This is a genomic window from Imperialibacter sp. (assembly GCF_048007035.1).
Lineage (GTDB): Bacteria > Bacteroidota > Bacteroidia > Cytophagales > Cyclobacteriaceae > Imperialibacter.
The window spans coordinates 2,858,462-2,883,452 of sequence record NZ_CP180355.1 but is presented as its reverse complement, the minus strand read 5'-3'; the positions used below and the strand labels follow the sequence as shown (position 1 = coordinate 2,883,452).

Genomic DNA, 24,991 nt, shown 5'->3' with positions numbered 1-24,991 from the left:
CAGCTTAGTCAATTTCGTCGAGTAGCAGTAGTAACTGAGCCCTCAGCACAGAGAGGTCATTTTGAACAATATCCCATATGATTTCCAGATCCACTCCGAAGTATTCATGCACAATCTTATTTCTAAGTCCTGAAATTTCTCTCCAGGGGATATTCGAGGACTGTTTGAAGTCAGGATGGATCCGTTTTGATGCTTCACCAATTACCTCAAGATTTCTAACAACTGCATCAATTCTTAACTCATCGTGAAGGAAGTCTTCGAAGCTAAGGTTTAATGTGTATCGCTCAATTTTGCCGATGCAGGAGAGAATGTCTTCTACCATGAGTTTGGAATCTCTTTCAGACATAAATGAGATCCTTTTCGATAAACTTCCAGTATCGATCGTCAATAGCTCTTCTTGAAACAAGGTCCACTTTTTTACCCAACACTTCCTCCAGTTCGTCAGCTATGGTTACAAATTTTAGACCTACCTGACCATTCAGTTCCACAACAATATCCACATCGCTTTCCGCAACAGCTTCTCCACGAGCTATTGAGCCAAAAATTGCCATACTTTTGATGGGGTACTTAACGAACAATGCACTCTTGGCGGAAGTCAGCCTTTGTATGATGTCCTGGGTTGTCATTGGGTTAGTTTTACCGAATTTAAGAATTATTCAGTAGCGGTTTCCACGAGGGAACTTATTATTTCCGAAAAATAAGCACCATTGTAAGGCCCAAACCAGTTCATGGTGCGTGTCTCGTACTTATTCAGGTCATACCATTCATCTTTCGTAATATAACCTATATAGCCCCCGTTGAAGCTGGTCACCATCAGATTTTGCCCCCGAGCCCTGGCCATGCTGTCGAGTGGCGCCATCAGCTCCCCCGAAAAGTCGCAGGGTGTGCCAACCAAAAGGTTGTCCCCAATCTTCAAATAACTAATGCCCGAATCATAGTTGCCAAACAACCAGTAAAACACCCACGGCCGTGCGCTGATGTTCTCCGACACCTTGAAGCTCGGCTGGCGCAATTCCAATGGAAGGTATCCGCTCGAAATCGACTTCACGTATTCCGGCTGTATTAGAAAACTAATCTGGGCAAATTGTTCTGACAGGTGGTCGGAAATATATTCCGCCTTTTCCCAGCCCTCAATTCCTTTTGGGCTATTAGGCCCTTGACTGCCCACAGCACCCGCACCGTATATCACGAAGTCTGCCAGAGAGTCGGCGACAAAGGTTTTTCGCAATGCAGCCGGGTAGTCTGCCGACAAGGCCAGGAAGCTGGAGGGTAGCGTGGTGGCATGTGCCGCAAACGTTGTAAACAAGGCACTTTTGCCGGAGTCTTTCACCACCTTCATCACCCTGAACCACGGATCGATCGTTCCTTTTTCTTTTACAAGACGATTGTAAATAAGCTCCCCGGCATCGAATGTCGCAAACCCGATTTTGGCCCTTTCTCTGTTTCCTTCCGCATCCTTTATGCTTTGTATCACCGCTTCAGCAATAAAATCAGCTACTTCCGGTTGGTAAGTGCCTGCAAACAACGTTCCTGTCAATCCGGGACTCCAGGCCCCAATGCTGCAATGCGAGTGGACGGCAGTGAAAAAAGTGTTTTGCATAGAGTAGCCTAATGACGGAAGCAGGTTTTTTAACCTGATAACCACCTCGGGGGGCGTGATAAGGAGATCAAAGCTTACGATTGCTGCCTTTGCTTTCCCGTTGGAAAACACCATCGCTTTCACACCAACAGAATCATGAACACCCTCAAAGTGGGCTCCTTTTCTTTTTCCATATCCAGCCAATGGAATTGACTCAGGATAAACCAGAGAAGCTTCCGCCCAGCCAACTTGCAGCGTGTCGCCAACTGAGTTTTGGTAGGCGGCAGCCAGGGAGTCCATCCTGGCATGCATGGCCTCATAGTAGGGCATTTCCTGATAGGGAGTCCTGTCAATGGTCGTCAGCAGGCTTAACGCCAGTACTAAAACAACGCCGACAATCCAGGCCAGTACTTTTAGGAGGCGCATCATATTAGCTGGCCACTATTCTGCGGAAGTAATTGATCTGTCCGTAATGGTAGTTAAGGTGCCCACTAAGATGAATGAGGAAGTTTTGCGTCGTCATTGGCTTGCCGAAAACCTCAATAGGGTAGTTGCTGTGCAGTTGCTCGGACGTCATTTTGGCCAGCGTTTCAAGCACAGCCTTTCTTGTTGCTTGTAGCTCACTCGCCAGTTCGCTTTTGGGCAGTCCCTTTTTTCCAAACTCCCCCTCCCTGTCTCTTACGAAAGATGTTTTGCCAATAACAGCGCCAATGAAATGCTGCAGGTTGCCTGCCAGGTGGAGGAAAAGATTGCCAGGCGAATTATTGATTTGCCCTACGGTTTTCCACAAAACAGCATCGGGTGTCAATTCGAGCTCTTTCTGTAGCCTATCTATATCTCTTTCGAAAAGCTCCATTAAATCTTTAACAACAGTTTCCATCGCTTCTTATTTTTGTATTCAAAGACTAAAATTCCCGGCCAGTTCTATGAGTGGTGTTGGGCTTTAGGCTCGAAATTAAGACATTGGAAGAAAATACTACCTCAAAAAACCTATTTACTTAGAGATATAACCAACCTGAACATGATGAAGAGAAATCTATTGATTCTTCTGGCACTAATCCCCACCATGCTTTTTGCGCAGAAAAAAGGAGCCAAAGAAAAAACAGAACAAGTAGCGCTGGATGAAAAGCTTTACGCTGGACTTGAGTGGAGAAACATTGGGCCGACAAGAGGAGGCAGGTCCACAGCAGTGGCCGGTGTGTTGGGCGACGACCAAACCTACTACATGGGCACGGTTGGTGGTGGAGTATGGAAAACAACCGATGCTGGTATTACCTGGAAAAACGTCACCGATGGCTTTTTCAACACCGGAACGATCGGGGCAATTTCCGTAGCCGCATCCGATCCAAATGTCATCTACGTTGGCACGGGCGAGGCACCTATTCGTGGGGTGATGACTTCCAGTGGCGACGGTCTTTACAAATCGACCGACGCTGGCAAAACCTGGAGCCATATTGGGCTGGAGAACTCCATGCACATTTCTAAAATTGCTATTCACCCCACCAATCCAGATTTAATCTACGTGGGCGTTCAGGGTAATCCTTATGGACCAAGCGACAACCGGGGCGTTTACAAAAGCACCGATGGAGGCAAAAGCTTCAAGGTTGTACATTTTGTCAACGAATTCACCGGAGTGAGTGACTTGAGCATGGACGAGTCGAATCCCAGGATTCTTTATGCAGCCATGTGGGATCATCAACGCCTGCCATGGTATTCGAGAAGTGGCGGCGCTGGAAGCGGCATATTCAAAAGCGTTAATGGCGGCGAAACCTGGGAAAAGCTTTCAGAAGGTTTGCCAAAAGTGGTGATGGGCAAAATTGGTGTGACAGTTTCGCCAGCCGACCCCGAAAGAGTGTATGCGATTATCGAATCGGACGAAGGAGGCTTGTACCGTTCGGATGATGCTGGTAAAACCTGGAAAAACATGAACAAAGAGAGGGTGCTGAGAGCTCGTTCGTGGTACTATATGCATATTCAGGCCGATCCGGCAAATGCAGACGTTGTTTATGTGATGAACGCCCCACTGCTCAGAAGCATCGACGGCGGAAAATCTTTTGTCAGCTTGCCTGTGCCACATGGCGATACCCACTCAATCTGGATCAACCCTGATCGACCAGCCAACATGGTATACGGCGGTGATGGCGGCGCTGCTATTTCCTTTAATACTGGCAAAACCTGGAGTACGATTGAGAACCAACCCACTGCACAGTTTTATAGGATCAATGCTGACAATCGGTTCCCCTACTGGGTGTATGGCGGCCAGCAGGACAACTCATCAGTAGCCATTCCCAGCAGCACCAACGGGCCGGTGATCGACTGGCAGGATTGGATTGCGGGCGTAGGTGGCTGCGAAAGTGCTTATGTAGCATTTGATCCTAACAACCCAATACTGATGTATGCAGGCTGTTATCAGGGGATTATCGATGAGTATAATCTGGCCAGCAAAAAATCGAAGGGAATAAAAGCCTACCCGGAAAGCGGGCTGGGCGAACCGTCCGACGAAGTCAAATACCGGTTCAACTGGAATGCACCAATCATTGTTTCTCAACACAACCCCAACACAATTTATCACGCAGGGAACAAAGTACTCCGCTCTACCAACCGGGGATTGACTTGGGAAGAAATGAGTGGCGACCTAACCAGAAACGATTCCACAAAGCTGGGGCTCATGGGCGGCCCGATCACCAACGAAGCCGCTGGTGGAGAAATCTATCATACCATTTATTACCTGGCCGAGTCTCCTCATGACGCAAAGGTTCTTTGGGCAGGAGCAGATGACGGCTTGTTGCATATTACCAGAGATGCCGGAAAGACGTGGACGAATATTAGCCCTAAAGAGGCAGGTGAGGGAATGATTAACTCTATCGAAGTATCTCCACATACCCCTGGCACTGCCTATGTAGCGTTTACAAAATACAAATTCGGGGACTTCACTCCTTATTTATACAAAACGACAGACTACGGTCAAAGCTGGCAAATGCTTACCAAAGGTATTGGCGCAAAGGCATTTGTGAGGGTTGTGAGAGAAGACCCTAACCGCAAGGGGTTGCTTTTCGCCGGCACCGAAAGAGGACTTTACATCAGCTTTGATGGTGGGCAGCAGTGGAGCCAGTTCAAGCTTAATTTTCCGATGACGCCGGTAACTGACCTGAAGATTCACCACAACGACCTGCTGGCGGCTACTTCAGGAAGAGCATTCTGGATTCTTGATGATATCACCTCTTTGCAAGAGCTGACCCCACAGCTAGCAACAACTGATGCCTATTTGTACAAGCCACGGGAAGTTGTTAAAAGCGGTAATGCTTTCGATTTGCCAAATGTAACCGTAGGCAAGAGCGCCTATAAAGGAGCCCTTATCCGATATCATTTGAAGGAAATGGGGGAAAAAGACTCCACATTGTTAAAACTTGAAATAGCTGATGCAGAAGGTAAGGTTTTACGAACTTTCAATAGCGCTTCTAAAAAGAAAGCAGAGCAACTTCCAAAAAAGGCGGGCATGAATGTGCTGAAGTGGGACTTAAGAGGTGAAAATATCGAGACAGCCGAAGGCGTATTTGTACCAAGCTTTGGTGGCGGGGGCATGTCGAGCTATATGGTGGGCCCAGGCACTTACACAATAACGCTGACCTTTGGCGACAAAACAATGCAGCAGGCACTCAACATACTTCCTGACCCTAGGGACGCTGCAACACTGGCACAGCACCGGGAAAAGCAGCAAGTGCTGGAAAGGATAGCGCTGGACATTGAGGACATATACCAATCGCTGAAAGACCTGCAGCAAGTGCGCAAGCAACTGAAAGCCATGGATGAAAGACTGGGCGATTCTGACGAATACAAATCGATCAATGACAAGAGCAGGGCCATTATAAAGAAAGTGGGAGCGACTGAAGAAAAACTGATCCAGCCGAAGCAGGAAACATTTCAGGACGTGGTCAACTTCCGCAGCATGCTCGACAGCCAGCTGTATGACCTTTTGCAAACCATTGACGGGAATTCGCCCCCGCTTACCGATGGCGAGAAGGAACGCTATAACGACTTGAAAGAAATATGGAATACAAGGAAAACGGAAATCATGCAGATTTTGAACGATGATGTTCCGGCCTACAACAATATGCTGGAAGAGAAAGGTGTGCCCTACGTGGCTCCGAATAATGACAAGAAGGAAGAAAAGTTAGGAAGCTGATAATATCAACTATTGATCGACAAAAAGGCCAGTTGCAGTACTGGCTTTTTTGTTTTACGTACGAACTATTTATATTTATCGTACGTATTGTCAACTATGGGAATAACAACTTCAAAACTAAGGCAGAACATTTATAAGTTACTTGATCAAGTGGCTGAAACTGGCGAGCCCCTGGAAATAAAACGAAAGGGAAAAACCCTCAAAATTGTAGTGGAAAATCAAGCTTCTAAGTTGGCTAACTTGAAAAAACGTGATGTGATTGTGGGAGACGCTGAGGAGCTTGTTCATATAGACTGGAGTAGCGAATGGAACAAGAAGCCTATTTAGACACACATGTCGTTATCTGGTTGTATGGGGGAGAAATTAATAAAATTTCGCCGAGAGCAATCTCAGTCATAGAAGAATCCAAACTACACTATTCCTCATTTGTAAGACTTGAGTTGAAATATCTCTTTGAAATAGGAAAGATAAAAGTAGCCCCAGATGTTGTTCTGAAGAGTTTGGAAATAGAGATAGCCCTTACTAATCGGGACAGCCCGCTGCATGTGCTTGTGAATAAAGCGATGGAACATTCCTGGACACGAGATCCATTCGATAGAATGATTGTAAGTCAAGCGCAATTAGAAAATTTTGTCCTGGTAACCAAGGACTCACTTATTGGAGAAAACTTCGAGAATGCAGTTTGGTAATTTGGAGACTATTCCTTAGTCAAGTCAAGCGTATCCACCAGATACTTGCCATTGAACGATTTCAGCAGCATGTATACCCTGTACGTTCCGTTGGGGTGTGAAAGCTGACCAATGGTGTAGAGCAAACCTTCTTTCGAATTTCCCTGGTGTATATAGTCAAATGAAGAAGGAGGATTCTCTTTGAAGAAATCCTTCATAATTATTTCGGCCTGTGTTTTACTGTAATTCGACTTTTCGCCGTCTACATTCAGCGACACAGTTTCGTTAAAATAGCGCACAAGCTCTTTGGAAGAGCCAGCTTTAATAGCCGCTTTCACATTGCCTACTACCTCCGTTTGTGTTTGGCCAAAGGCCATGGTAGCAGTAAAAAGAAATAATATTGTAAACCGTTTCATGATTCTGAATTCAACAGTTGTGAGCAACAAAAATTGCGCCATTATTGAGCAGTTTGAAAAATAGAGACTAAGAATTTGATAGAATGAAACTAACATAATCAGGCAGCAGTTACAAAAGAAAAAAGGACAACCGTATATTTGCCCCTATGAATAAGAAAGTAATTCTGATGATTTTGGATGGCTGGGGAATCGCCTCCAACCCGAAAGTGTCTGCTGTTGATGCAGCCAATACACCTTTTGTAGATTCGCTCTATAAAAAATATCCACACAGCAAGCTTCAGGCCTCGGGTCTGTTCGTCGGTTTGCCGGACGGACAAATGGGCAACAGTGAAGTAGGGCATATGAACCTCGGAGCCGGAAGAGTTGTGTATCAGGATTTGGTAAAGCTCAACAAGGCAGTCGAAGAAAACACCCTTGGCGATAACGAAGAGCTGATCAAAGCATTGGTTTATGCCAAAAAGAACAATAAGAAGGTGCACTTCATTGGGTTGGTTTCCGATGGCGGTGTTCATTCACACATTCTGCATTTGAAGGGGTTATGCTCTCTTGCCCATGAAAAAGGGCTGGAAAAAGTATTTGTGCACGCCTTCACTGACGGCCGTGACTGCGATCCAAAGTCGGGGCTTGGCTTTCTGAAAGACCTTCAGTCGCATATGAGCAAAACTGCCGGGGCCGTTGCAAGCATCACTGGGCGCTACTTTGCCATGGACAGAGACAAGCGTTGGGAGCGGGTGAAGCTGGCCTACGATGCTATGGTGAAAGGTGAGGGCAAAAAAACTGGTGATGTATTGAAAGAAATGCAGGCCTCATACGATGAAAATGTTACTGACGAATTCATCAAGCCTATCATACATACGGACGCCGCTGGGAAACCGCTGGCTGTTATAGAAGAAGGAGATGTGGTTTTGTGCTTCAATTTCCGTACTGACAGAGGAAGGGAGATTACCGAAGTGCTCACGCAAAAAGACTTTCCAGAGCACGGCATGAAGAAATTGCCGCTGTACTATGTGACCATGACCAACTACGACGACACCTTCAAAGAAGTGAAAGTGTTGTTCGATAAGGACAATCTGGTCAATACCCTTGGCGAGGTACTGGCAGCCCACGGCAAAAAACAGATTAGGATTGCAGAAACAGAGAAATACCCCCACGTTACGTTCTTCTTTTCCGGTGGAAGGGAAGAGCCGTTTGATGGGGAGAAAAGGCTTCTTTGCCCGTCGCCTAAAGTGGCTACGTACGATTTGAAACCCGAGATGAGTGCTGAGGACATTCGTGACGCCATCATCCCGGAGCTAAAGAAGCAAGAAACCGACTTTGTTTGCCTCAACTTCGCCAACCCCGACATGGTAGGCCACACCGGGGTGTTTGAGGCGGCTGTAAAGGCGGTCGAAACTGTTGATCGTTGTGCTGAGGCTGTTGTGAATGTGGCCCTTGAAAATGGCTACAGCACATTTATCATTGCCGACCACGGCAACTCCGACATGATGATCAATGAAGATGGATCACCCAATACAGCCCACACCACCAACCCTGTGCCGTGTATTCTCGTAGACAACGACTATCGTGGCCCGATTAAGGATGGAAAACTCGGAGATTTGGCGCCAACGATTCTTAAGATGATTGGCATTCCAAAGCCAGCAGAAATGACTGGCGAAGAACTTATATGAGGAATATTGTTATCGGCTCATTAATGTTGGGCCTGGCGCTGAGTAGCTGTGAAAGCAGCTCCTCAGCGAAAAAAATTTCGAATTACTTTGATGTGGCTGAGTTGTTTCTGTCGCAGGCTAAACTTATAAAAAACGTTTCGTTTGAAAAATCTGCCTCTATTGACAGCCTCATTGAGACGAAGACGCTAAAGTTTGATAGCCTTGAATGGACCAAGGAGCTATCAATGTTCATTAATATGGACATTAACAAAGCAGTGCTGGTCGGGGCGTTCAGTGAGGAAAAGACCAATTCATCTGATGGCAGCAGCGTTCTTTACAAAAAGAAGCCAGAGGTTGAATCTGGTGTGCAGTGGATGAAGCTTGATTATGATAGTCAGGGGAATGTGGTTGCGTTTTCAGGCAGGTTCGAAGAGGAAAACGCATTATACCAAAACAGTCGTGAGCTATCTGCCACTTTTGCTACGCAAAACGGGATGTCCACCTTAGAAAGCTACAGCATCAGGGGCTTTCAAAAAATATTGATGAAGGACACAGTAAACTATCAAATTGAGGCAAAAGCACTCAATTAAAGGTTCTTGAAGGCTTGCATGAATCCCATGTTTGCCTTTTTGTCTTTTACGATCATATAAGGAATCTCTTTATTGGCCCGTAAGAGCTCAACAGCGACACTTCCCATAAGCAAGGCAGCCACCATCGTTCTTCCTTTCGAACCGAGGATGATCATGTCGGCCGATTGCACTTTGGCCTCCGTAAAAATCACATCAGCTGGCTTGTCATCTTCATCAAGGTTAAAAACTTGTGTTACATCCTCCCCATTGATTTGATATGCACTCAAAAAAGTCTTCATCTGCTTTTCCGCATTGTGCTTCATAATGATGGCAAAATCGACGTACTCTTTGCCGGTGTAGTGATAGCCAACGGGAACTTTGTAGACATTTTGAAGAAGAACCTCCACATTTCCCAATTTTTTTAAGGCCATGGCCTGATCAACTGCCATGGCAGAGTTTTTGGAAAAATCGACAGGTACCATCACCCTATCTAGTTTGAAAGAAGCGTTTTCAGGCACAAACAACACTGAAGCATGGCAGATGGCGGTTATTTTTGCTGCATTGGTGCCAGCACCCTTCAAAGATTTTTTGAGCCCCATCACAATCAGGTCTATTTCCTTCACCTGCGACCATTTCAAAATCTGTTCAGTCTCGTTGCCGTCTTTCACTACTGCCTCATAAGGCGTGTCACATTTATTCGCAAAATACTTGGAGGCCTCGTCATTGATTCCTTTTTCAAGCGCCTCATCCGCCGGCCCGGTGATGTTCGGGAACATTTTCTTGATCTCCTCAGGAATCTCCAGCTTTTTTGAGACATGGATAAAGTAGACTTTTGCCTCGGGAAGCACTTTGCTAAGATGGGCTGTATACTCCATCAGAGTCTGATCGATGGGTGACAAGTCTAGGCAAACAAGAATTCGCTGAAGTGGGTACATGACGGATTGATTATAATGGCACTTTTGACTTAAAAGAATATTTGGCTCAAGAATAACTTGTCCCCGAAATGGGCAGGCAAACTGAGCAATATCCAGACATGAATATTTGTCATATTTCTGATAATTACAATGAATTTTATAAGAGTCATTGATGATTTCCGTCAGGCCGTCGAAATTGTCATTCGATTTCTCTCTCGATTCGGGGATTAGGTTCTTAACTTTGCACCGAACAAAACTTTTTGTCAGTACCCAATGTATTACTTAAGGTTTTGAATATTGTTTGATATAAGTAGCTGATGGCAAGAAGTAACTCACGGTTCTCCACACTTGAAAAAGAAGAGAAGCGCCCCCTCAATAAAGATAATTTCAAAAAGCTTTTAGGTGTTTTCAGATTTATTTTGCCCTATAAGGCTGGATTCATAGCAGGCTTGGTTCTATTACTTTTTACAAGTGGCATACTGCTGTCCTTTCCTTATGTGGCCGGCAAGCTCATCGATGTTGCCTCTGGCAAGGGGTCGTGGTTGCTCAACGACATCACGTCGATTGCGCTGGCACTCATAGGGATTTTGCTGGTGCAAAGCATTGTCTCCTTTTTTCGGGTTTATTTCTTTGCAACCGTGTCTGAGCGCACAGTCGCCGACATAAGAACCCATCTTTATCAAAAGCTTATCAGGCTGCCCATTACCTTTTACGACAGCAAGAGAACAGGAGAGCTGATCAGCCGAATCACTTCGGATGTGACAATGATTCAGGACACATTTACTGTAACCCTGGCGGAGCTGATTCGTCAAACATCAATCTTGATCATTGGCCTTGGGCTGATTTTTTACACGATGCCGTCGCTGAGTGTTTTTATGTTGGCCACTTTCCCGGTGTTAATTCTGGCAGCGATGTTTTTCGGCAGGTTTATCCGGAAAATGTCAAAAAAAACCCAGGACGCTTTGGCCAACGCCAGCGTAGTGGCCGAAGAGACGCTCCAGTCTGTTCATACCGTAAAAGCTTTTACCAACGAGCAGTATGAGATCAAAAGGTACCGGACGTCAATGTCGGCGGTAGTAAAGGTGGCTTTGAAAACCGCTACTTATCGGGCAGGTTTTATCTCTTTTGTAATTTTTGCCTTGTTTGGCGGCATAGTTGGCGTGATGTGGTATGGTGCCACGCTGGTTCAAAACGGAGAGCTGACGGTTGGTGATCTGCTTTCATTCGTGCTCTACACCACTTTCATCGGTGGGTCAATTGCCGGCCTAGGGGATCTGTTTGGTCAGATACAGAAGGCAATTGGTGCTTCGGAGCGGATCCTGGAGATTCTTGAGGAAACTGAGGAGGTGGAAAGCAAGGAGCAGGAATCGATCAATATAGAAGGCGAGATTGCTTACGAAAATGTGACCTTTAGTTACCCTACCCGCAAAGAAATGCCAGTGCTGAAGAACATAAGCTTCCACGTGCCTCATGGTAGCAAGGTGGCGCTGGTAGGTCAAAGTGGAGCGGGTAAGTCGACAATCATTCAGCTGCTGATGAGGTTTTATCAGCCAGATACGGGAAAAATATTGATTGATGGAAAGGACAACCAATCTTATTCTATTTCAGCTTTGCGGAAGCACATCGGTATTGTGCCTCAGGAGGTGATTCTTTTCGGCGGCACTATTTTAGAGAATATTCGCTACGGTAAACCCGACGCCACAGAAGACGAAGTAGTGGAAGCTGCCCGGCAGGCTAACGCCCTGGACTTTATCCTAAGCTTTCCCGAACAGTTTGATACCATTGTGGGCGAGCGGGGCATAAAACTAAGCGGGGGTCAGCGGCAGCGGATTGCTATCGCCAGGGCTATTTTGAAAAACCCTTCTATTTTAATACTAGATGAAGCCACCAGCTCGCTGGATGCCGAGTCGGAGCGACTGGTGCAGGATGCCCTGGAGAAACTCATGAAGGATCGCACAACGATTATCATTGCTCACCGACTGGCGACGATTAGAAAGGTGGATCGGATTTATGTGATAGGTGACGGGCAAATTACTGAGCAAGGGACTCATGACGAGTTGACAAATGATGAGGAGGGGAAATACAGCCAACTGGTGAAGCTTCAACTCGAAGTGTCCTAATCACTTTCAGTCTAATCAGGAGCTTTGTATATTGTTCAAAAATTACTGTACAACCAAACACCCGGTAGCATACAGGAATGTCAGAATTAATTTTAAAAGAAACGCTCAAAGGACATCGACTGCGAAACACGCAATGCAGGACGGACATACTTGCTATATTCTATGAGCACGATTTTGCCTTGTCGCATGCCGATATTGAGGACAGGGTAAGCGAACATTACGACAGGGTGACTGTGTACCGAACGCTAAAGACCTTTGTAGATAAAGGTTTGATTCATAAAGTTCTTGATGATAACGGAGCTCAGAAATATGCTTTGTGCAATGCCGACTGCTCCGAAGACTTGCACAAGCATGAGCATGTTCACTTTAAATGCATCAGGTGTGGGCTCACAACTTGCCTCGACGAATCAGACATTCCTGGAATAAAACTACCGGCCGGGTATGTTTTGATGGATGTAAGCATGCTGGTGACCGGGTATTGTAAAGACTGTCAACAATAACTCAAACTGGCATTTCTTCCCGCTCTTCTTCGTCAATGAACACCAGTCTTGGATTGCCGTCTGGCAGGCAAACGCCTGGAGGGAGATCGATTTCTGGAGGCCCCTTGACAGTGATACCTCCGTCGTCGTCGTCGTCATGCCCGCCGACATCTTTATTTCTCTTCTTCATTAGAGTGACCATCAGATACACGAGTATCAGATAAGCAATCCCAACAAGGATAAGGTCTAAAGTATAACCACCTAGCATACAGCTCTTTTATACAATGATTTTACAAAAAAACCGTAGTATTATCAAATGAAATGAGTTAATTCAAACAATTTAGTTCACCTCAAATAGGATTTCCGACAAGGTCAGCTATCCTAATGATATTCATACGTATTTTGAGAAACTTTTAAATTGTACATTTCCAATATAATCCACTCTTTTGACTATCAGCGTGGTTTTTTATATTGCCTAATTCTTGTTTAATTTGCCGGTCGTTTGAAAAAAACCGCAGCTATTATTTTCTTTACAATGCCTTTTTTGACCTGTGTCCTAACGCCTTTTGTTTATGCTTGATCAACTGCTAGCCAACAGTGAAAACCTCTTGTATGGCATTTTCGGTATTGTAATCACTATTTTTTTAATTCTTGATCTAGGCGTCTTTCACAAGAAACCAGGAAAGATTAGCCAAAAGGATGCCCTTCAGCAGTCGCTCTTTTGGGTTGTTGTTTCTATTATTTTCGGCGGCGTTATCTATTTCTACTATGAAAATCCTGTGCCTGGCGTTACGCCCTATGAAAGTATGCTTGAATTCTACTCGGCATATCTCACAGAGAAAGCACTAAGTATTGATAATATATTTGTTATTCTTCTTATCCTTCGCTACTTCAAAGTGAAGGATGAATACTATCATGGTATTCTTTTTTGGGGGATATTGGGCGCCATCATTTTCCGGGCAATATTCATTTTCGTCGGGGCGCTTTTGATCAGCAAAGCACATTGGATTCTGTACGTCTTCGGCGTGTTTCTTGTCTATTCCGGGCTTAAAATATTCAAGGATGATGAGGACATGGAAATTGAGCCAGAGAAGAATCCCCTCATTCAACTTGCCAGAAAGTTCTTTCCCATCTCAAAAGGGGACATGGGCGGCAGGTTTGTCATCTTCAAGCAAGGTAAGCTTATATTTACGCCACTTTTTCTGGTTATCATTCTTATTGAATCTACCGATCTCATTTTTGCTGTAGATTCCATTCCCGCTGCGTTTGCGATCACTCAGAACCCGTTCATCATCTACACATCCAATATCTTTGCCGTGATGGGCCTAAGGGCGATGTTCTTCCTGCTGTCTAACGTGCTTGATAAGTTTTATCTGCTTCAAAAAGGCCTGGCGATCATCCTCATATTCATTGGAGCGAAGATGCTGGTGGACATTTTCAGTATTCACGTCCCCGTGATATGGTCATTCAGTATGATTTTGGTAGTGTTGATAGGATCTATCATACTCTCACTTATCTTCCCGAAGAAACCTGAATTGGTAAACAACTAGCAGTTGTAGCTGAGCTATTTTTTGAAACCTATTTGTGCGGACTTCCACCCCTGACTTTCGAGCTTGGTGGCACTGTCCTCGACTGTAGATTTTAGTTTGTCTTTGTAGGCCTGCAAGGCGTCGGCAACCTTGTCATCAAACGTCGAAACAATCTCAGCTGCAAGTATTCCAGCATTTTTGGCTCCGTCCAGTGCTACTGTTGCTACCGGAATACCGCCAGGCATTTGTAGAATAGAAAGGATAGAGTCCCAGCCATCAATAGAATTCCTGGATTTAACCGGCACTCCAATCACAGGTAAGGTGGTGATGGAAGCGACCATGCCTGGAAGGTGCGCTGCGCCGCCTGCACCGGCTATAATTACTTTCAGGCCTCGTTTGCGGGCTTGCTCAGCGTAGGAAATCATTCTGTGTGGGGTGCGATGTGCTGAGACAATGGTTACTTCGCAGGGAACACCTAGCTCTTCCAGTATTTCTGCAGCCTCCTGCATCACAGTGAGATCCGACTGGCTACCCATGATCACGCCTACTATTGGTTTTTTATCTTCAGCCATTTTATGCCTTTATTTTCAGTTTATCTTTTACCCAATAAGCCAGGGTTTTCAGGTCTTCAGCACTTTCGTTGACTATGGTCACGTGCCCCATTTTTCTAAAAGGCTTTGTTAGCCTTTTGCCATAAAGGTGAGGATGTACCCCTTCTTTTTGCAGCACCTCTTCCAGTCCTTCGTAAACAGCTTCTCCCTGAAAACCTTCCTCTCCGAGCAAGTTGACCATGGCAGCCGGAGTATGTGCTCTGGTGCTTCCCAGGGGCCACCCTAAGATGGATCTCAGATGCTGCTCATATTGGGAGGTAATATTCGCCTCTATCGTCTGGTGTCCGCTGTTGTGAGGCCGGGGGGCAACTTCATTAACGAGAATCTCGCCGTCTTTGGTAAGAAACATCTCCACCGCCAGCAGCCCAACCATCCCAAGTTTGGTGATCACTTTTTCAGCAAGGGCCCTGGCCTTCTGTTCCACTTCACTTGAAATCTGTGCTGGAGAAAACAAAAACTCAACGAGATTCGCCTCTGGATGATAAACCAATTCCACCACAGGAAAGGTTTTGATCTCGCCCTGCTCATTTCGGGCGACAATTACGGAAAGCTCTTTCTCAAAGTCTATCAGTTTTTCCAAAAGCCCCGGTTGATCGAATGCTTTGGCCAAGTCTTTTTCGGACCTGATTACCTGAACACCACGGCCATCATAGCCTTCTCTTCCTAGCTTGTTTACTGCTGGCAGAAAGTCGGCATGAGCGGCAACATCGGCTGCACTTTCGGTCAGAACAAATTCTGCAGTGGGAATGCCTTCCTTTTGATAAAACTGCTTCTGGAGTCGCTTGTCCTGGATCAGCTCAATAATATGGGGCTGAGGGAAAACTTTTTTGCCTTCTTCTTCCAGTTTTCTGAGCGCTTGTGTGTTCACATGCTCAATTTCTATGGTAACAACATCACAGTCCCTACCAAATTGATAGACCGTTTCGAAGTCTTTGAGATTGCCATTAACAAATCCGTCTACAAGGTCTTTGCAGGGAGCTGAAGGGTCTGGGTCGATTACTTTGAAGGGGATGTTAAAATCGATGCCGGACTGTATGAGCATGCGCCCAAGCTGGCCACCACCTAGAATGCCAATTTTTCTGTTTACTGTTGCCATGGTTTGATGCAGCGAAATTAGGGAATTATTTCTATTCCTATGTTCTTCATCAGTTGTGAGGCGTTGAAGCTTTTGCAGGGCCCCTCGGTCAGCTTGTAGTCGAACAGCAGCTCATCGCCCTTCACAAGGCTGTTAAAGCTGAAGTTGCTTACAAGCGGGTCGGTATTGCCCAACTCGCTTAAGGAGAGGTCGTGGGTAGAAATAAAGCCAGCTGCGTTCTCTCGGAGCAGCTGCCTCACGAGGGCTTTTGTGCCAATATGCCTGTCCTCTGAGTTGGTGCCTTTCAATACCTCGTCGAGCATGTAGAGAACCGGAGCTCCTGTTTCCAATAGATCCAAAAGCTGCCTGAGCCTTTTTAGCTCTGCATAAAAAGACGATACGCTTTCCGATAGGTCATCGTGGGTGCGCATGCTGGTGAAGAGCTCCATATAGGAGATCGTCATGCCGCCGGCACAGACTGGTGCCCCTGCCAACGCCAGCACAGAGTTCACACCCACTGTCCGCAGGAAAGTGCTCTTTCCTGACATGTTGGATCCTGTAATCAATATTAGCCCCTTGCCATCAAGCACGAAATCATTTACAACTCGTTTAGCCGCTGGAATCAAAGGGTGGCCGAGCTGACTGGCTTTTAGGTCGAAATCTCGCTCCGACATTTCCGGGTAGACATAGGCCGGGTTGGCAAAGGCGAACCCTGCAAGGCTGCTGATGGCCTCCATTTTGCCCAGGGCTTCCATCCAACCGCCCACGTGATCAATGTTCTCGTCAAACCATTTTTGTGCCAGCGTAATAAGCCAAAAGTCGAGCAGAAGAAACGAGTTGAGTATTTGATAAACCATATTGATCCGGTTGTCGAACCGATTTACCACGTCGTGCAGTTTTTTGAAGGCTACTGATGCAGATTGGCCTGTGCCTATCAAAACAGACTGATGTTCACGAAGCAAGCTGTTTTCAAACTTGCCCGTTTCAATGCAACTGAACAAATCTACATAGACGGATAACTGTTTTGACAGACCCTGCATTTTTTGATACTCCTCGTTCATTGACTTCATCAGTGCAACGAGAAAAAAGCTGTTGAAAATTGCTGCTAGAAACACCCACTGCCAAACCAGCACAGACGAGATCGCCAATCCGTAAATGACCAGCGAAACAGCCATAGAAACGGCTGCCCAAATTTTAAAGCCTTGAGAGATAGGGGCTGGCTTTGACAAAAGCTGCTCTAAGGGCACTACCGGCTTTGACTTATCCGGAAGATTCACCCTCCCAAAGGCCTCAAAAGACTGCCTCCATTCGATTTGACTTTCAAGCTCACGAACAGCCTGCTGCCTGGGGCTAACAACGCTGGCATTTGCCGGGAAGCTTAGCCACGAAGCAAGGGTGGCCGTTCCCGGCGGGGTCGATCCACGGTTGACGAGCTGAAAAATGGAATGCCGCCCGAAAATATCGAGATCGGCTACATAAGGGTGATTTTCGCTGAGGAATTCATTGCCATCCGAAAGGTGCTTGATGTCGAGCTGTTGCCTTCTGACTTCATCTTGATTGACCGTCAGCATCGATTTAAGAAACGAAAGCCTCTTTTTCGTTTTGTTGTACACATTTACAAGCGAACCAAAAATCAAAAAGAAGCCCACGAGAACAAGGAAAACCGGCCACGCCATTCTCTCATTGGCGAAATAGACTAAAGCAATGATGGATACTACAAAAATGCCTATTCTATAGGTAGACCACTCTCTGAGCTTACTGGCAACTTCCGATGTCTGATGTTCAAATGCGGTAATGCGAGCCTTGAAAAACGCTTCTTTTTCGTCCATTTCTACGATTTGTTCCTATGATAACAAATTGTATACGGCCAATGCGGACAAATAGGCCAACGCAGACATATAAAATAATTGGATGGCAGGCCATTTCCAGCCTTTGGTCTCCCGATAAACGATGGCGATGGTGCTCATGCACTGCATAGCGAATGCATAAAAGACAAGCAGAGAGAAGGCAACAGCCGTGGTAAACATGGGGCCGCCGGTCTTCGGATTTTTTTCTTTTTCCAGTCTTTGTCTGATGGTTGTATTGTCTTCTCCTGCCGAGCCCACGCTATATATGGTGGCAATTGTTCCTACGAACACTTCTCTGGCAGCAAACGAGGTGATAAGGGCAATGCCAATTTTCCAATCATAGCCCAGGGGAGCAATAACCGGTTCTGTTACCTTGCCCAGGTAACCAGCATAACTGTGCTCAAGCTTATAGGAGGCAACCCTGTCATCCATTTCCTCTTCCGAAAGATTCAGATGAGCGCTCTCTTGTTGTACGGTTTCTTCCGCCTTAGTGAGAGCGTCGCCTGGCCCGTAAGATGCAAGCACCCATAGCACGATAGAAATCGCCAAAATTACTTTTCCCGCCTCGAAAACAAAGGTCTTTACTTTTTCAACGATGGTGATACCCACATTTTTCCATCTCGGCATTCTGTAAATCGGAAGCTCCATAAGAAAGAAGCTGCGTTCTTTCATTTTCATAATGAGCTTCATCACATAGGCGGAGAGCAAAGCGGCGATAAAGCCAAGCAGGTACATCCCCATAAGGGCCACACCCTGCAGACTGAAGAACCCGAGAACGGAAGTAGAAGGCACTACAAGGGCAATCAATATGGTGTAAACCGGCAGCCTTGCCGAGCAGCTCATCAGGGGCGTCACCATGATGGTCACGATCCTGTCTTTCCAGTTGTCGATGTTTCGGGTGGCCATCACTGCTGGAATAGCACAGGCAACTCCGGAAATCAAGGGAACCACACTTTTCCCGTTCAGACCAAACTTTCTCATGATCTTATCCATGAGAAAAACAGCCCTTGCCATATAACCTGATTCTTCAAGGATGGCGATGAAGGCAAACAAGAAGGCAATTTGGGGAATAAAGACAACTATGCCGCCAATGCCGGGTAAGATGCCTTCGGTGATTAGCCGATTGAGAATGCCGTCAGGCAGAACAGACCCTACAAAATCTGATAGCGCAGAAAAAGTCAAGTCTATAAAATCCATCATCGGTTCTGCCCAGGCAAAAATTGACTGAAACATCAGGAAAAGCACCAGAAAGAAGATCAGGTAGCCCCATACCTTGTGTGTCAAAACTCTGTCGAGCTTGTTCGAAAACTGTCGTTGTTCCTGGGTAGGCTTTCTGCTGAGCACCTTGGCAAGAATACCATCAATCATTGAGTAGCGCTCAAGCGTTTCATGAGCCTGAATAACTCTCACCTCAAGGTCGTGCTTCTGAATAATGTGCTTGGCAATCGACTCGCCGTCACCGTTGAGGCTGGGCAAAGTGGGGGAGTTGATCAGGTATTGGTATGCCTTGTAGTTGTGATCCAGCTCCAGTTTTTCTTTGGTTTCCTCTATAGCCTCGGGAGCTAATGCCAGCACGTCGTAAAGTGGTGGGGTAACCGGTCCTAGAGGAATAGTTAGTGCATTTTTTAGTCTGTCGAGCCCGGCGCCCGTTCTGGCGTTGATTGAAACAACCGGAACCTCGAGCACCCTGCTCAGAGCGGTGGCGTTAATGTCCAGCCCTTTCTGGCTGGCCACGTCCATCATGTTGAGGGCGAGAATGACCGGAATGCCTAGGTCGTGAACTTCAGTAAAAAGTAAAAGGTTTCTTTTAAGGTTGGAGGCATCGACAATGACTATGACGACATCAGGGTAGTCGGCCGCATTTTCGTTGAGAAGTGTGTCTACCACTACCTGCTCATCCATCGAACGGGGATAAATGCTATAGGTACCTGGTAAATCGAGCACCTCTATCGCCTGGCCATTGGGTAGATGTGCCTTACCTACCCTCTTATCAACCGTTACTCCCGGGAAATTGCCAATTTTTTGATTGAGACCTGTGAGGTAATTAAAAAGCGATGATTTGCCCGCATTAGGGTTTCCTACGAGCGCAACTTTAACTTTATGTGAATCAGGCATTCTTTAGAGGAGTGAAATAGTCGATGCCTCGTTCTTTCTCATGGACAGGTTATAGCCAGAAACTTCTATGCAAACCGGATCACCAAAGGGGGCAATAATCTTCATAATAACTTCCGTACCAGGCAAGACACCCATTTCTAATAACTTTATGGAAAGCTCCTGATCAGAAAATCCTGTAACAGTTCCCCTTTCTCCCGGACGCATATCAGCTACTGTTCTCATCCTCTATTCTTATTTAGATTAGTTCAAAATTGCTAAATTTGTTTCGGTTTTCAAACCTGATTCTTGTCATTCATTCAAATTCACATGAAAAAACAAAGAAAAGAGAAATCCGAAGGCCGAAATAAGGAAAACGAAAGGCCAAAAAAGCTGACTTCTATCAGGCCTGATAAAAATCAGGAGACTGAGGAAGAGAGTAAGTTTGGCGGCATTCCAGAAAGGGATTTTAAGAAAAACCTTGGGTGTGGCTAGGCCTTAAAAGCTCAGATACTCTCTCTTTACTCGCTCAGACACAGAAGTGAGGATTTCATAGGGAATCGTGCCTGCCCATTCCGCAACCTGGTTTGCAGATGGGTGCTCACCAAACACTACTACCTCGTCGCCCTCCCGCACATCAACGCCCGTTACGTCCACCATCGTCATGTCCATGCAAACGCTGCCAATGGTAGGCAGCAGTTGCTCCTTAATCAGCACCTTCCCTTTGCCATTTCCCAGCGACCTGGGGTAGCCATCAGCGTAGCCGATAGCAATGGTAGCCACATCGGTGTCCTTATTGGTTTTGCCAGCCCGGCTGTAGCCAACAGTCTGTCCGGCTGCCAGCCTCCGGACTTGAGACACCACGGTTTTTAGCCTTGCCACCACTGTGAGTTGCCCTTGCTTCTCCTCCGTAGACTCGATGCCGTGCAGGCCAATGCCTACTCTTACCATATCAAACTGATACGATTTGAATCGGCTGATGCCTGCTGTGTTTACCAGATGGCGGATGGGTTTGTAGCCAAGGTGCTGGGACAACTGTTCGTAGCAATCAAGAAAGGTCTTGGCCTGAACATGAGTGAAGTCGTCAAAGGCACTGTTTTCGGAGCCAGCGAGGTGAGAAAAAATAGAGGCTACTTTGATATTTGGATATCGATCAAGCACCTCAGCAATTGCCTCTATTTCATCGGCAACGAAGCCAAGCCTGTGCATGCCTGTATCCACCTTAATATGAATAGGGGGAACTCCACTCTTGCCCAATGACCACTCGCCATAGTTTTGCAACTGCGAGAGCGAGAAAATTTCTGGTTCTAGGGAATATGCTGGCAGTTTATCAAAGCTTTCTTCGGGTGCGTTCATGACCATCACCGGAAGATGAACACCCTGCTCTCGAAGCAAGACACCTTCGTCGGGGTAAGCGACAGCCACATAGTCAGCCTTAAGGTATTGAAGTGTTCTTCCTATTTCGCCGCTCCCGCTCCCGTATGCAAATGCTTTCAGCATCACCATGGTTTTCACTCGTGGCTCAAGAATGCTTTTGTAAAACTGAAAATTATGCTGCAGCGCTTCCAGGTTTACCTCCAGCACAGTTCTGTGCACCTTGGCTTGCAACTTTTTTACAATCTCTTCAAACCGGAAACTCCTGGCTCCTTTAATCAGCACCGTTTGTCCAGCGAATTGTTTTTCCTTGACCTGCTCCAGGAATGCTTCCGTGGATACATAAGTCTCACAGGCCATCCTGAAAGCATCCCCATAGGCGAAGATAGTCGGGCCAATGGCAACTAATTTTGAGACACCCTTGCTCATCAACATGTCGTTCACATGCTGGTACAGCTCCTTTTCATTTTCACCAGCCTGGAGTATATCAGAAAGAACAACAGAGATTGGCTTGCCGTGGCTATGGGTGATAGCCAGGTCAAGTGCGGCCTCCAGTCCCTGAAAATCGTTGTTGTAAGAGTCATCGACCAGTCGACTGCCGAAAACCCCTTCTTTCAGCGACAGCCGCATAGGGATGGCAGACAACACTGATACCTGCCGGGCCAGGGAGCTCGGGTTGATTCCCATTTCGAGTGCAGTTACCACGGCATGACAAAGGTTTTCAACCGATTTGTCATCTGTAAAAGGCAGGTCAATCTCAACCTCGCCCATTTCCCATGCTAGCTTCAGTTTGCTTCCAACTGTACTAACGGCATATTTTGCGCCCTTTCCCTGCCCCCAGCCTATTCGGGCTACTCCCGGCAATACATTGCCTGACAGGAATCTGTCTATAGCGAAATGGTCTGTGCAGTAAATTAGCTTTTTGCAGCCCTCAAAGAGCTTCATTTTTTCAACAAGCTTTTGCTCCCTGGATGTGAAAAGTGCGTCGTGAGCGGGTCCAATGTTGCTGATGATGCCGATGGTAGGCTGGATAATATTTTTAAGGTGAGCCATTTCATCTGGTTGTGAGATACCTGCCTCGAAAATTCCAGCTTCGTGGTGCTCGGCCAGCGGCCATACCGACAACGGCACTCCAACTTGCGAATTCCAGCTCTTTGGGCTTTTGACAACGGATACACTGCTGGCCAGTAGCTGATACAGGTATTCTTTCACAATGGTTTTTCCGTTGCTTCCGGTGATAGCTACTACAGGCAGGCTGAACTGACTTCTGTGGGCAGCCGCCAGGTCCTGCAATGTTTGCAGGGAGTCGCTTGTGAGAAAGAAAGAGGCACTTTCAAACCGCTCAGTGTCCTTTGGCAGAGACTCCACCACAAACAGTCTCCAGCCTTTTTGATATGCCTCCCAGAGAAAAGAGTGGCCATCGTGGTTTGGCCCTTTAATAGCAAAATAAACAGCCCCCTCACCAGGAAATACTTTGCGTGAGTCGAGTGACAGCGACAGGACTGCTGATGGAGTATCAGCACCGCTGATTTTGCCTTTACAAAGCTTTGGCAGGTCGGAAAATAGTATGTTTCTCCTCATAGCGTCAACTCCATTTCCCATTGATCTACCTGGTTTTCGAACCCGACGTTCAGCAAAAAACCTGCAATGTCTTTTGCAGCTTCAGGGATGTTAATGGCAGTCAGGTTTTTCTTTCCACTTTGAATATACGCTTCATAAACTAGTCGTGTGCCAATACCCTTTCTTCTCAAGCTGGCATCAACAGCCATGCGTGTTATCCTTCCGGATTGAGCCTGAAAAATAATGTAACCAACCACTCTGTCGCCACTACGGCACTCCACGAAGGTCTCGGAGGATGCATTGTATGCCAACTGATCGAACGTGTCAGAAAACGAAGTTTCCACGCTGTCCAGTTGCTGGTACAAATCTATCCTGCTGAGGGAACCACAGGCAATCAGAAATTCGTCTTGGTTTAGATTAGAAGGCTCAAGTACCTTGTTAAGCTTGTAGCAATTGTAGAACCCCACTTTTCGGAAACCGATCTCTTCATAAACTTTGATAGCGACTTCATTGACAGTAATTACCTCGAGCACACATCTTTTTGCCTGCGTGCCAGCTTTCTCCTGAAACGCCAGATACAATTGTCGGGTCAGGCGGTTGCCTCTGTGCCCGGGAATCACCCCTGTACCGCCATTGTAAATACTGGTAATGCCTTTGTATTCGTTCAGGCTGTGAAATATAAACCCCACCAGCTTCTGACCTGAAAACGCCCCAAACGAAAGGTCAAATCTGATATTCAGCTTGCCAAGCATCCTCTTTTTAAAAAGAGAATAGCTAAGCTGCATAGGCACGGGATATTCAGAGAACGCTTCCAAAAACGACCTGTGCATTTGCCTCAGGTCATTGTGCTGGAGCGGACGAATTTCGTATTGACTCATTAATGCAGCATTGCGCCATTGGGCACTTTAAGTTCGGGAGTGCAAAGTACAATATCACCTGACACGTTAGCAAACCCGGTAACAAGTACTTCAGACATAAAATTCGCTATTTGCTTGGGAGGGAAGTTGGTAACACACACTATTTGCTTCCCAACCAAATCCTCCGGAGTATAGAGCGCTGTGATTTGAGCGCTGGATTGTTTCACACCTAGCTCTGCGCCAAGGTCAATTTTAAGAATATAGGCAGGTTTTCGTGCCTTTGGAAATGGCAACACTTCCACAATGGTTCCAACTCTTATGTCTACCTTTTTAAAGTCACTCCAGTCAATCATGGTTTAGTAAATTATACGAAAGTCAAAAAAAATATGTTAAATCTAATATTAAGGGATGAAAGGTAAATGTTAGATGCACGCATTAGGAATCTTAAACAAAATTTTAGTATCTTGGTTTCCCTTTCAGGTCTAAAGCACATATGATTTATACCAAGAATATTTTCAGATCACTACTACTTGCGGGCTGTATCTGCCTGCTTCCTTCTTTGGCGTCAGCATCTGTAGAAGATGGGAGCGAAGACAAGTCAAAAGATAATAAGGAGCAGTGCGATCAGGAAGATAAGGACAAGAAAGCAGCAGAGGCTGCTGTGGTGAAGGAAAAGCCAAAGGCTGTTAACTATACTGCTTCAAGTCAGAAGAGTCGTGAAATTGTGCCAGGTTTGAGCAACAAAGCTGATTCGTCGTCGGTGCTCTCTTATAACTTCATATTCTATCTGGTGTACAAGTTTAAATACTCAGAGTCGGAAGAAGAGTTTTCTCAGGAATCGAGAACTACAGACTAAAAATATAAAGGGCTTTTCAGCCCTTTTTTTATTCCCGGAATCGCCTTATTGGATAGTGACATTGAAAGGAGGTGCTGTTTCAACGTCTGTTTCGCCTGCCGCATTGGTAGCATCGCCATCCCTTACACCCGCCGCAGTTTTATTGGGTTCGTGTCTCAAAATCACAGTCAGCGTCCCTGAGCCGGCGGCTCCCGCAACAAAAGTATTCTGCAAACCAATCGGATATCCGTCAGCATCCTGATCGTCGTATGTTGTTGTCAACTCAAGGCCATCGCCTGTGATAAAAAAGAACTGATGTTCGGTTCCTTCCTCACTCACCTCAGCTGAAATGTCGTCAGCGGGTGTGGTTGATTCATTGAGTAATACTACCGAGACAGCATAGGTTTTCCCAGCCTCTAGCGAGATGTCGTCCACTGTTGGCAGGTTGGCTCCGTCTCCATCGGCATCTTTCCATTCAGCCACGAAAGAGTTGTCACCCTCCGTAAATGTGAGCTTGACAGTAGTGATAAGCTCTTCTTCATTCTCAATAACCGGATCAGCGTCATCATTACAAGAACCTAAAAGCAACAATGTTGCAAAAAGAAAGTTGGAAACAAATAGTGTTTTCATCGTTGTTA

26 protein-coding genes are annotated in these 24,991 nt (G+C 46.2%); 10 read left to right on the top strand and 16 right to left on the bottom strand.

Features of this window, described 5'->3' with window-relative positions; genetic code table 11:
• Positions 1-4: 4 nt before the first annotated feature.
• Genes ACMVP2_RS12345 through ACMVP2_RS12330 form a run of 4 tightly spaced genes read right to left on the bottom strand, consistent with a single transcriptional unit; the run spans position 5 to position 2,459 of the window.
• Complete coding sequence (locus ACMVP2_RS12345; protein WP_416867911.1) at positions 5-346, bottom strand: DUF86 domain-containing protein; 342 nt, start codon at positions 344-346, stop codon at positions 5-7.
• On the bottom strand, positions 339-626 hold the full coding sequence (locus tag ACMVP2_RS12340) for a nucleotidyltransferase family protein (RefSeq protein ID WP_416867910.1): 288 nt from the start codon (positions 624-626) through the stop codon (positions 339-341). Before ACMVP2_RS12340 ends, ACMVP2_RS12345 begins: the two co-directional genes overlap by 8 nt.
• Positions 627-652: 26 nt before the next feature.
• Positions 653-2,008 carry a neutral/alkaline non-lysosomal ceramidase N-terminal domain-containing protein gene (locus ACMVP2_RS12335; protein WP_416867909.1) on the bottom strand — a complete coding sequence of 452 codons (1,356 nt, stop codon included), beginning with the start codon at positions 2,006-2,008 and terminating at the stop codon, positions 653-655.
• 1 nt (position 2,009) lies between these two features.
• Positions 2,010-2,459, bottom strand: coding sequence for a DinB family protein (locus ACMVP2_RS12330; protein ID WP_339785313.1), 450 nt, complete (start codon positions 2,457-2,459; stop codon positions 2,010-2,012).
• 141 nt (positions 2,460-2,600) lie between these two features.
• Between ACMVP2_RS12330 and ACMVP2_RS12325 the strand changes: the two genes are divergently transcribed.
• From ACMVP2_RS12325 to ACMVP2_RS12315, 3 genes are all read left to right on the top strand, one after another.
• On the top strand, positions 2,601-5,762 hold the full coding sequence (locus ACMVP2_RS12325; RefSeq protein WP_416867908.1) for a VPS10 domain-containing protein: 3,162 nt from the start codon (positions 2,601-2,603) through the stop codon (positions 5,760-5,762).
• Positions 5,763-5,858: 96 nt separating this feature from the next.
• On the top strand, positions 5,859-6,089 hold the full coding sequence (locus ACMVP2_RS12320; protein ID WP_317489239.1) for a type II toxin-antitoxin system Phd/YefM family antitoxin: 231 nt from the start codon (positions 5,859-5,861) through the stop codon (positions 6,087-6,089).
• Entirely contained in the window at positions 6,068-6,451 is a 384-nt protein-coding gene (locus ACMVP2_RS12315; protein ID WP_339785321.1) for a type II toxin-antitoxin system VapC family toxin, read from the top strand. The genes ACMVP2_RS12320 and ACMVP2_RS12315 overlap by 22 nt, the downstream gene beginning before the upstream one ends.
• Before the next feature lie 8 nt (positions 6,452-6,459).
• Here the strand turns inward: ACMVP2_RS12315 and ACMVP2_RS12310 are convergent, their stop codons facing one another.
• A complete protein-coding gene (locus tag ACMVP2_RS12310) occupies positions 6,460-6,888 on the bottom strand; it encodes a DUF4783 domain-containing protein (protein ID WP_317489241.1) in 429 nt (142 codons plus the stop codon).
• 104 nt (positions 6,889-6,992) lie between these two features.
• Between ACMVP2_RS12310 and gpmI the strand changes: the two genes are divergently transcribed.
• A complete protein-coding gene (gpmI, locus tag ACMVP2_RS12305) occupies positions 6,993-8,513 on the top strand; it encodes a 2,3-bisphosphoglycerate-independent phosphoglycerate mutase (RefSeq protein WP_416867907.1) in 1,521 nt (506 codons plus the stop codon).
• Positions 8,510-9,082 carry a hypothetical protein gene (locus ACMVP2_RS12300; RefSeq protein WP_416867906.1) on the top strand — a complete coding sequence of 191 codons (573 nt, stop codon included), beginning with the start codon at positions 8,510-8,512 and terminating at the stop codon, positions 9,080-9,082. The genes gpmI and ACMVP2_RS12300 overlap by 4 nt, the downstream gene beginning before the upstream one ends.
• On the opposite strand, the gene ACMVP2_RS12295 is transcribed toward ACMVP2_RS12300, so the two are convergent.
• Entirely contained in the window at positions 9,079-9,996 is a 918-nt protein-coding gene (locus tag ACMVP2_RS12295) for a universal stress protein (protein WP_339785330.1), read from the bottom strand. The genes ACMVP2_RS12300 and ACMVP2_RS12295 overlap by 4 nt on opposite strands.
• Before the next feature lie 296 nt (positions 9,997-10,292).
• On the opposite strand from ACMVP2_RS12295, the gene ACMVP2_RS12290 reads away from it, so the two are divergent.
• Together ACMVP2_RS12290 and ACMVP2_RS12285 are read left to right on the top strand one after the other, a co-directional pair.
• On the top strand, positions 10,293-12,095 hold the full coding sequence (locus ACMVP2_RS12290) for an ABC transporter ATP-binding protein (RefSeq protein WP_339785333.1): 1,803 nt from the start codon (positions 10,293-10,295) through the stop codon (positions 12,093-12,095).
• Between the two features lie 77 nt (positions 12,096-12,172).
• Positions 12,173-12,595, top strand: a complete 423-nt coding sequence (locus ACMVP2_RS12285; RefSeq protein ID WP_416867905.1) for a Fur family transcriptional regulator — start codon at positions 12,173-12,175, stop codon at positions 12,593-12,595.
• Position 12,596: 1 nt separating this feature from the next.
• Here the strand turns inward: ACMVP2_RS12285 and ACMVP2_RS12280 are convergent, their stop codons facing one another.
• On the bottom strand, positions 12,597-12,764 hold the full coding sequence (locus ACMVP2_RS12280) for a hypothetical protein (RefSeq protein ID WP_317489247.1): 168 nt from the start codon (positions 12,762-12,764) through the stop codon (positions 12,597-12,599).
• Between the two features lie 382 nt (positions 12,765-13,146).
• Between ACMVP2_RS12280 and ACMVP2_RS12275 the strand changes: the two genes are divergently transcribed.
• The gene (locus ACMVP2_RS12275; RefSeq protein WP_151997692.1) at positions 13,147-14,124 is read left to right on the top strand and encodes a TerC family protein; all 978 of its coding nucleotides are present in this window, start codon (positions 13,147-13,149) and stop codon (positions 14,122-14,124) included.
• 14 nt (positions 14,125-14,138) lie between these two features.
• Here ACMVP2_RS12275 and purE read toward each other — a convergent pair whose 3' ends face one another.
• From purE to ACMVP2_RS12250, 5 genes are read right to left on the bottom strand one after another with little or no spacing between them, the layout of a single operon-like run.
• Positions 14,139-14,675 (bottom strand): 5-(carboxyamino)imidazole ribonucleotide mutase, encoded by a 537-nt coding sequence (gene purE / locus ACMVP2_RS12270; RefSeq protein WP_339785340.1) that lies wholly within the window; start codon positions 14,673-14,675, stop codon positions 14,139-14,141.
• A gap of 1 nt (position 14,676) precedes the next feature.
• Positions 14,677-15,810 carry a 5-(carboxyamino)imidazole ribonucleotide synthase gene (locus ACMVP2_RS12265; protein ID WP_416867904.1) on the bottom strand — a complete coding sequence of 378 codons (1,134 nt, stop codon included), beginning with the start codon at positions 15,808-15,810 and terminating at the stop codon, positions 14,677-14,679.
• A 17-nt stretch (positions 15,811-15,827) separates the two neighbouring features.
• Complete coding sequence (locus tag ACMVP2_RS12260; protein ID WP_416867903.1) at positions 15,828-17,618, bottom strand: MutS-related protein; 1,791 nt, start codon at positions 17,616-17,618, stop codon at positions 15,828-15,830.
• A 15-nt stretch (positions 17,619-17,633) separates the two neighbouring features.
• Positions 17,634-19,751, bottom strand: a complete 2,118-nt coding sequence (feoB, locus tag ACMVP2_RS12255; protein WP_416867902.1) for a ferrous iron transport protein B — start codon at positions 19,749-19,751, stop codon at positions 17,634-17,636.
• 3 nt (positions 19,752-19,754) lie between these two features.
• Positions 19,755-19,973 carry a FeoA family protein gene (locus tag ACMVP2_RS12250; RefSeq protein ID WP_151997687.1) on the bottom strand — a complete coding sequence of 73 codons (219 nt, stop codon included), beginning with the start codon at positions 19,971-19,973 and terminating at the stop codon, positions 19,755-19,757.
• Between the two features lie 84 nt (positions 19,974-20,057).
• Between ACMVP2_RS12250 and ACMVP2_RS12245 the strand changes: the two genes are divergently transcribed.
• Positions 20,058-20,222 (top strand): hypothetical protein, encoded by a 165-nt coding sequence (locus ACMVP2_RS12245; protein WP_416867901.1) that lies wholly within the window; start codon positions 20,058-20,060, stop codon positions 20,220-20,222.
• Positions 20,223-20,225: 3 nt separating this feature from the next.
• On the opposite strand, the gene ACMVP2_RS12240 is transcribed toward ACMVP2_RS12245, so the two are convergent.
• The 3 genes from ACMVP2_RS12240 to ACMVP2_RS12230 are packed head-to-tail and all read right to left on the bottom strand — an operon-like array spanning position 20,226 to position 23,871.
• The gene (locus tag ACMVP2_RS12240) at positions 20,226-22,703 is read right to left on the bottom strand and encodes a bifunctional UDP-N-acetylmuramoyl-tripeptide:D-alanyl-D-alanine ligase/alanine racemase (protein WP_416867900.1); all 2,478 of its coding nucleotides are present in this window, start codon (positions 22,701-22,703) and stop codon (positions 20,226-20,228) included.
• Positions 22,679-23,539, bottom strand: a complete 861-nt coding sequence (locus ACMVP2_RS12235) for a GNAT family N-acetyltransferase (RefSeq protein WP_416867899.1) — start codon at positions 23,537-23,539, stop codon at positions 22,679-22,681. The genes ACMVP2_RS12240 and ACMVP2_RS12235 overlap by 25 nt, the downstream gene beginning before the upstream one ends.
• A complete protein-coding gene (locus tag ACMVP2_RS12230) occupies positions 23,539-23,871 on the bottom strand; it encodes a tRNA-binding protein (RefSeq protein ID WP_416867898.1) in 333 nt (110 codons plus the stop codon). The genes ACMVP2_RS12235 and ACMVP2_RS12230 overlap by 1 nt, the downstream gene beginning before the upstream one ends.
• A gap of 140 nt (positions 23,872-24,011) precedes the next feature.
• On the opposite strand from ACMVP2_RS12230, the gene ACMVP2_RS12225 reads away from it, so the two are divergent.
• A complete protein-coding gene (locus tag ACMVP2_RS12225; protein ID WP_317489256.1) occupies positions 24,012-24,374 on the top strand; it encodes a hypothetical protein in 363 nt (120 codons plus the stop codon).
• A 45-nt stretch (positions 24,375-24,419) separates the two neighbouring features.
• On the opposite strand, the gene ACMVP2_RS12220 is transcribed toward ACMVP2_RS12225, so the two are convergent.
• On the bottom strand, positions 24,420-24,983 hold the full coding sequence (locus tag ACMVP2_RS12220; protein WP_416867897.1) for a hypothetical protein: 564 nt from the start codon (positions 24,981-24,983) through the stop codon (positions 24,420-24,422).
• Positions 24,984-24,991 lie beyond the last annotated feature (8 nt).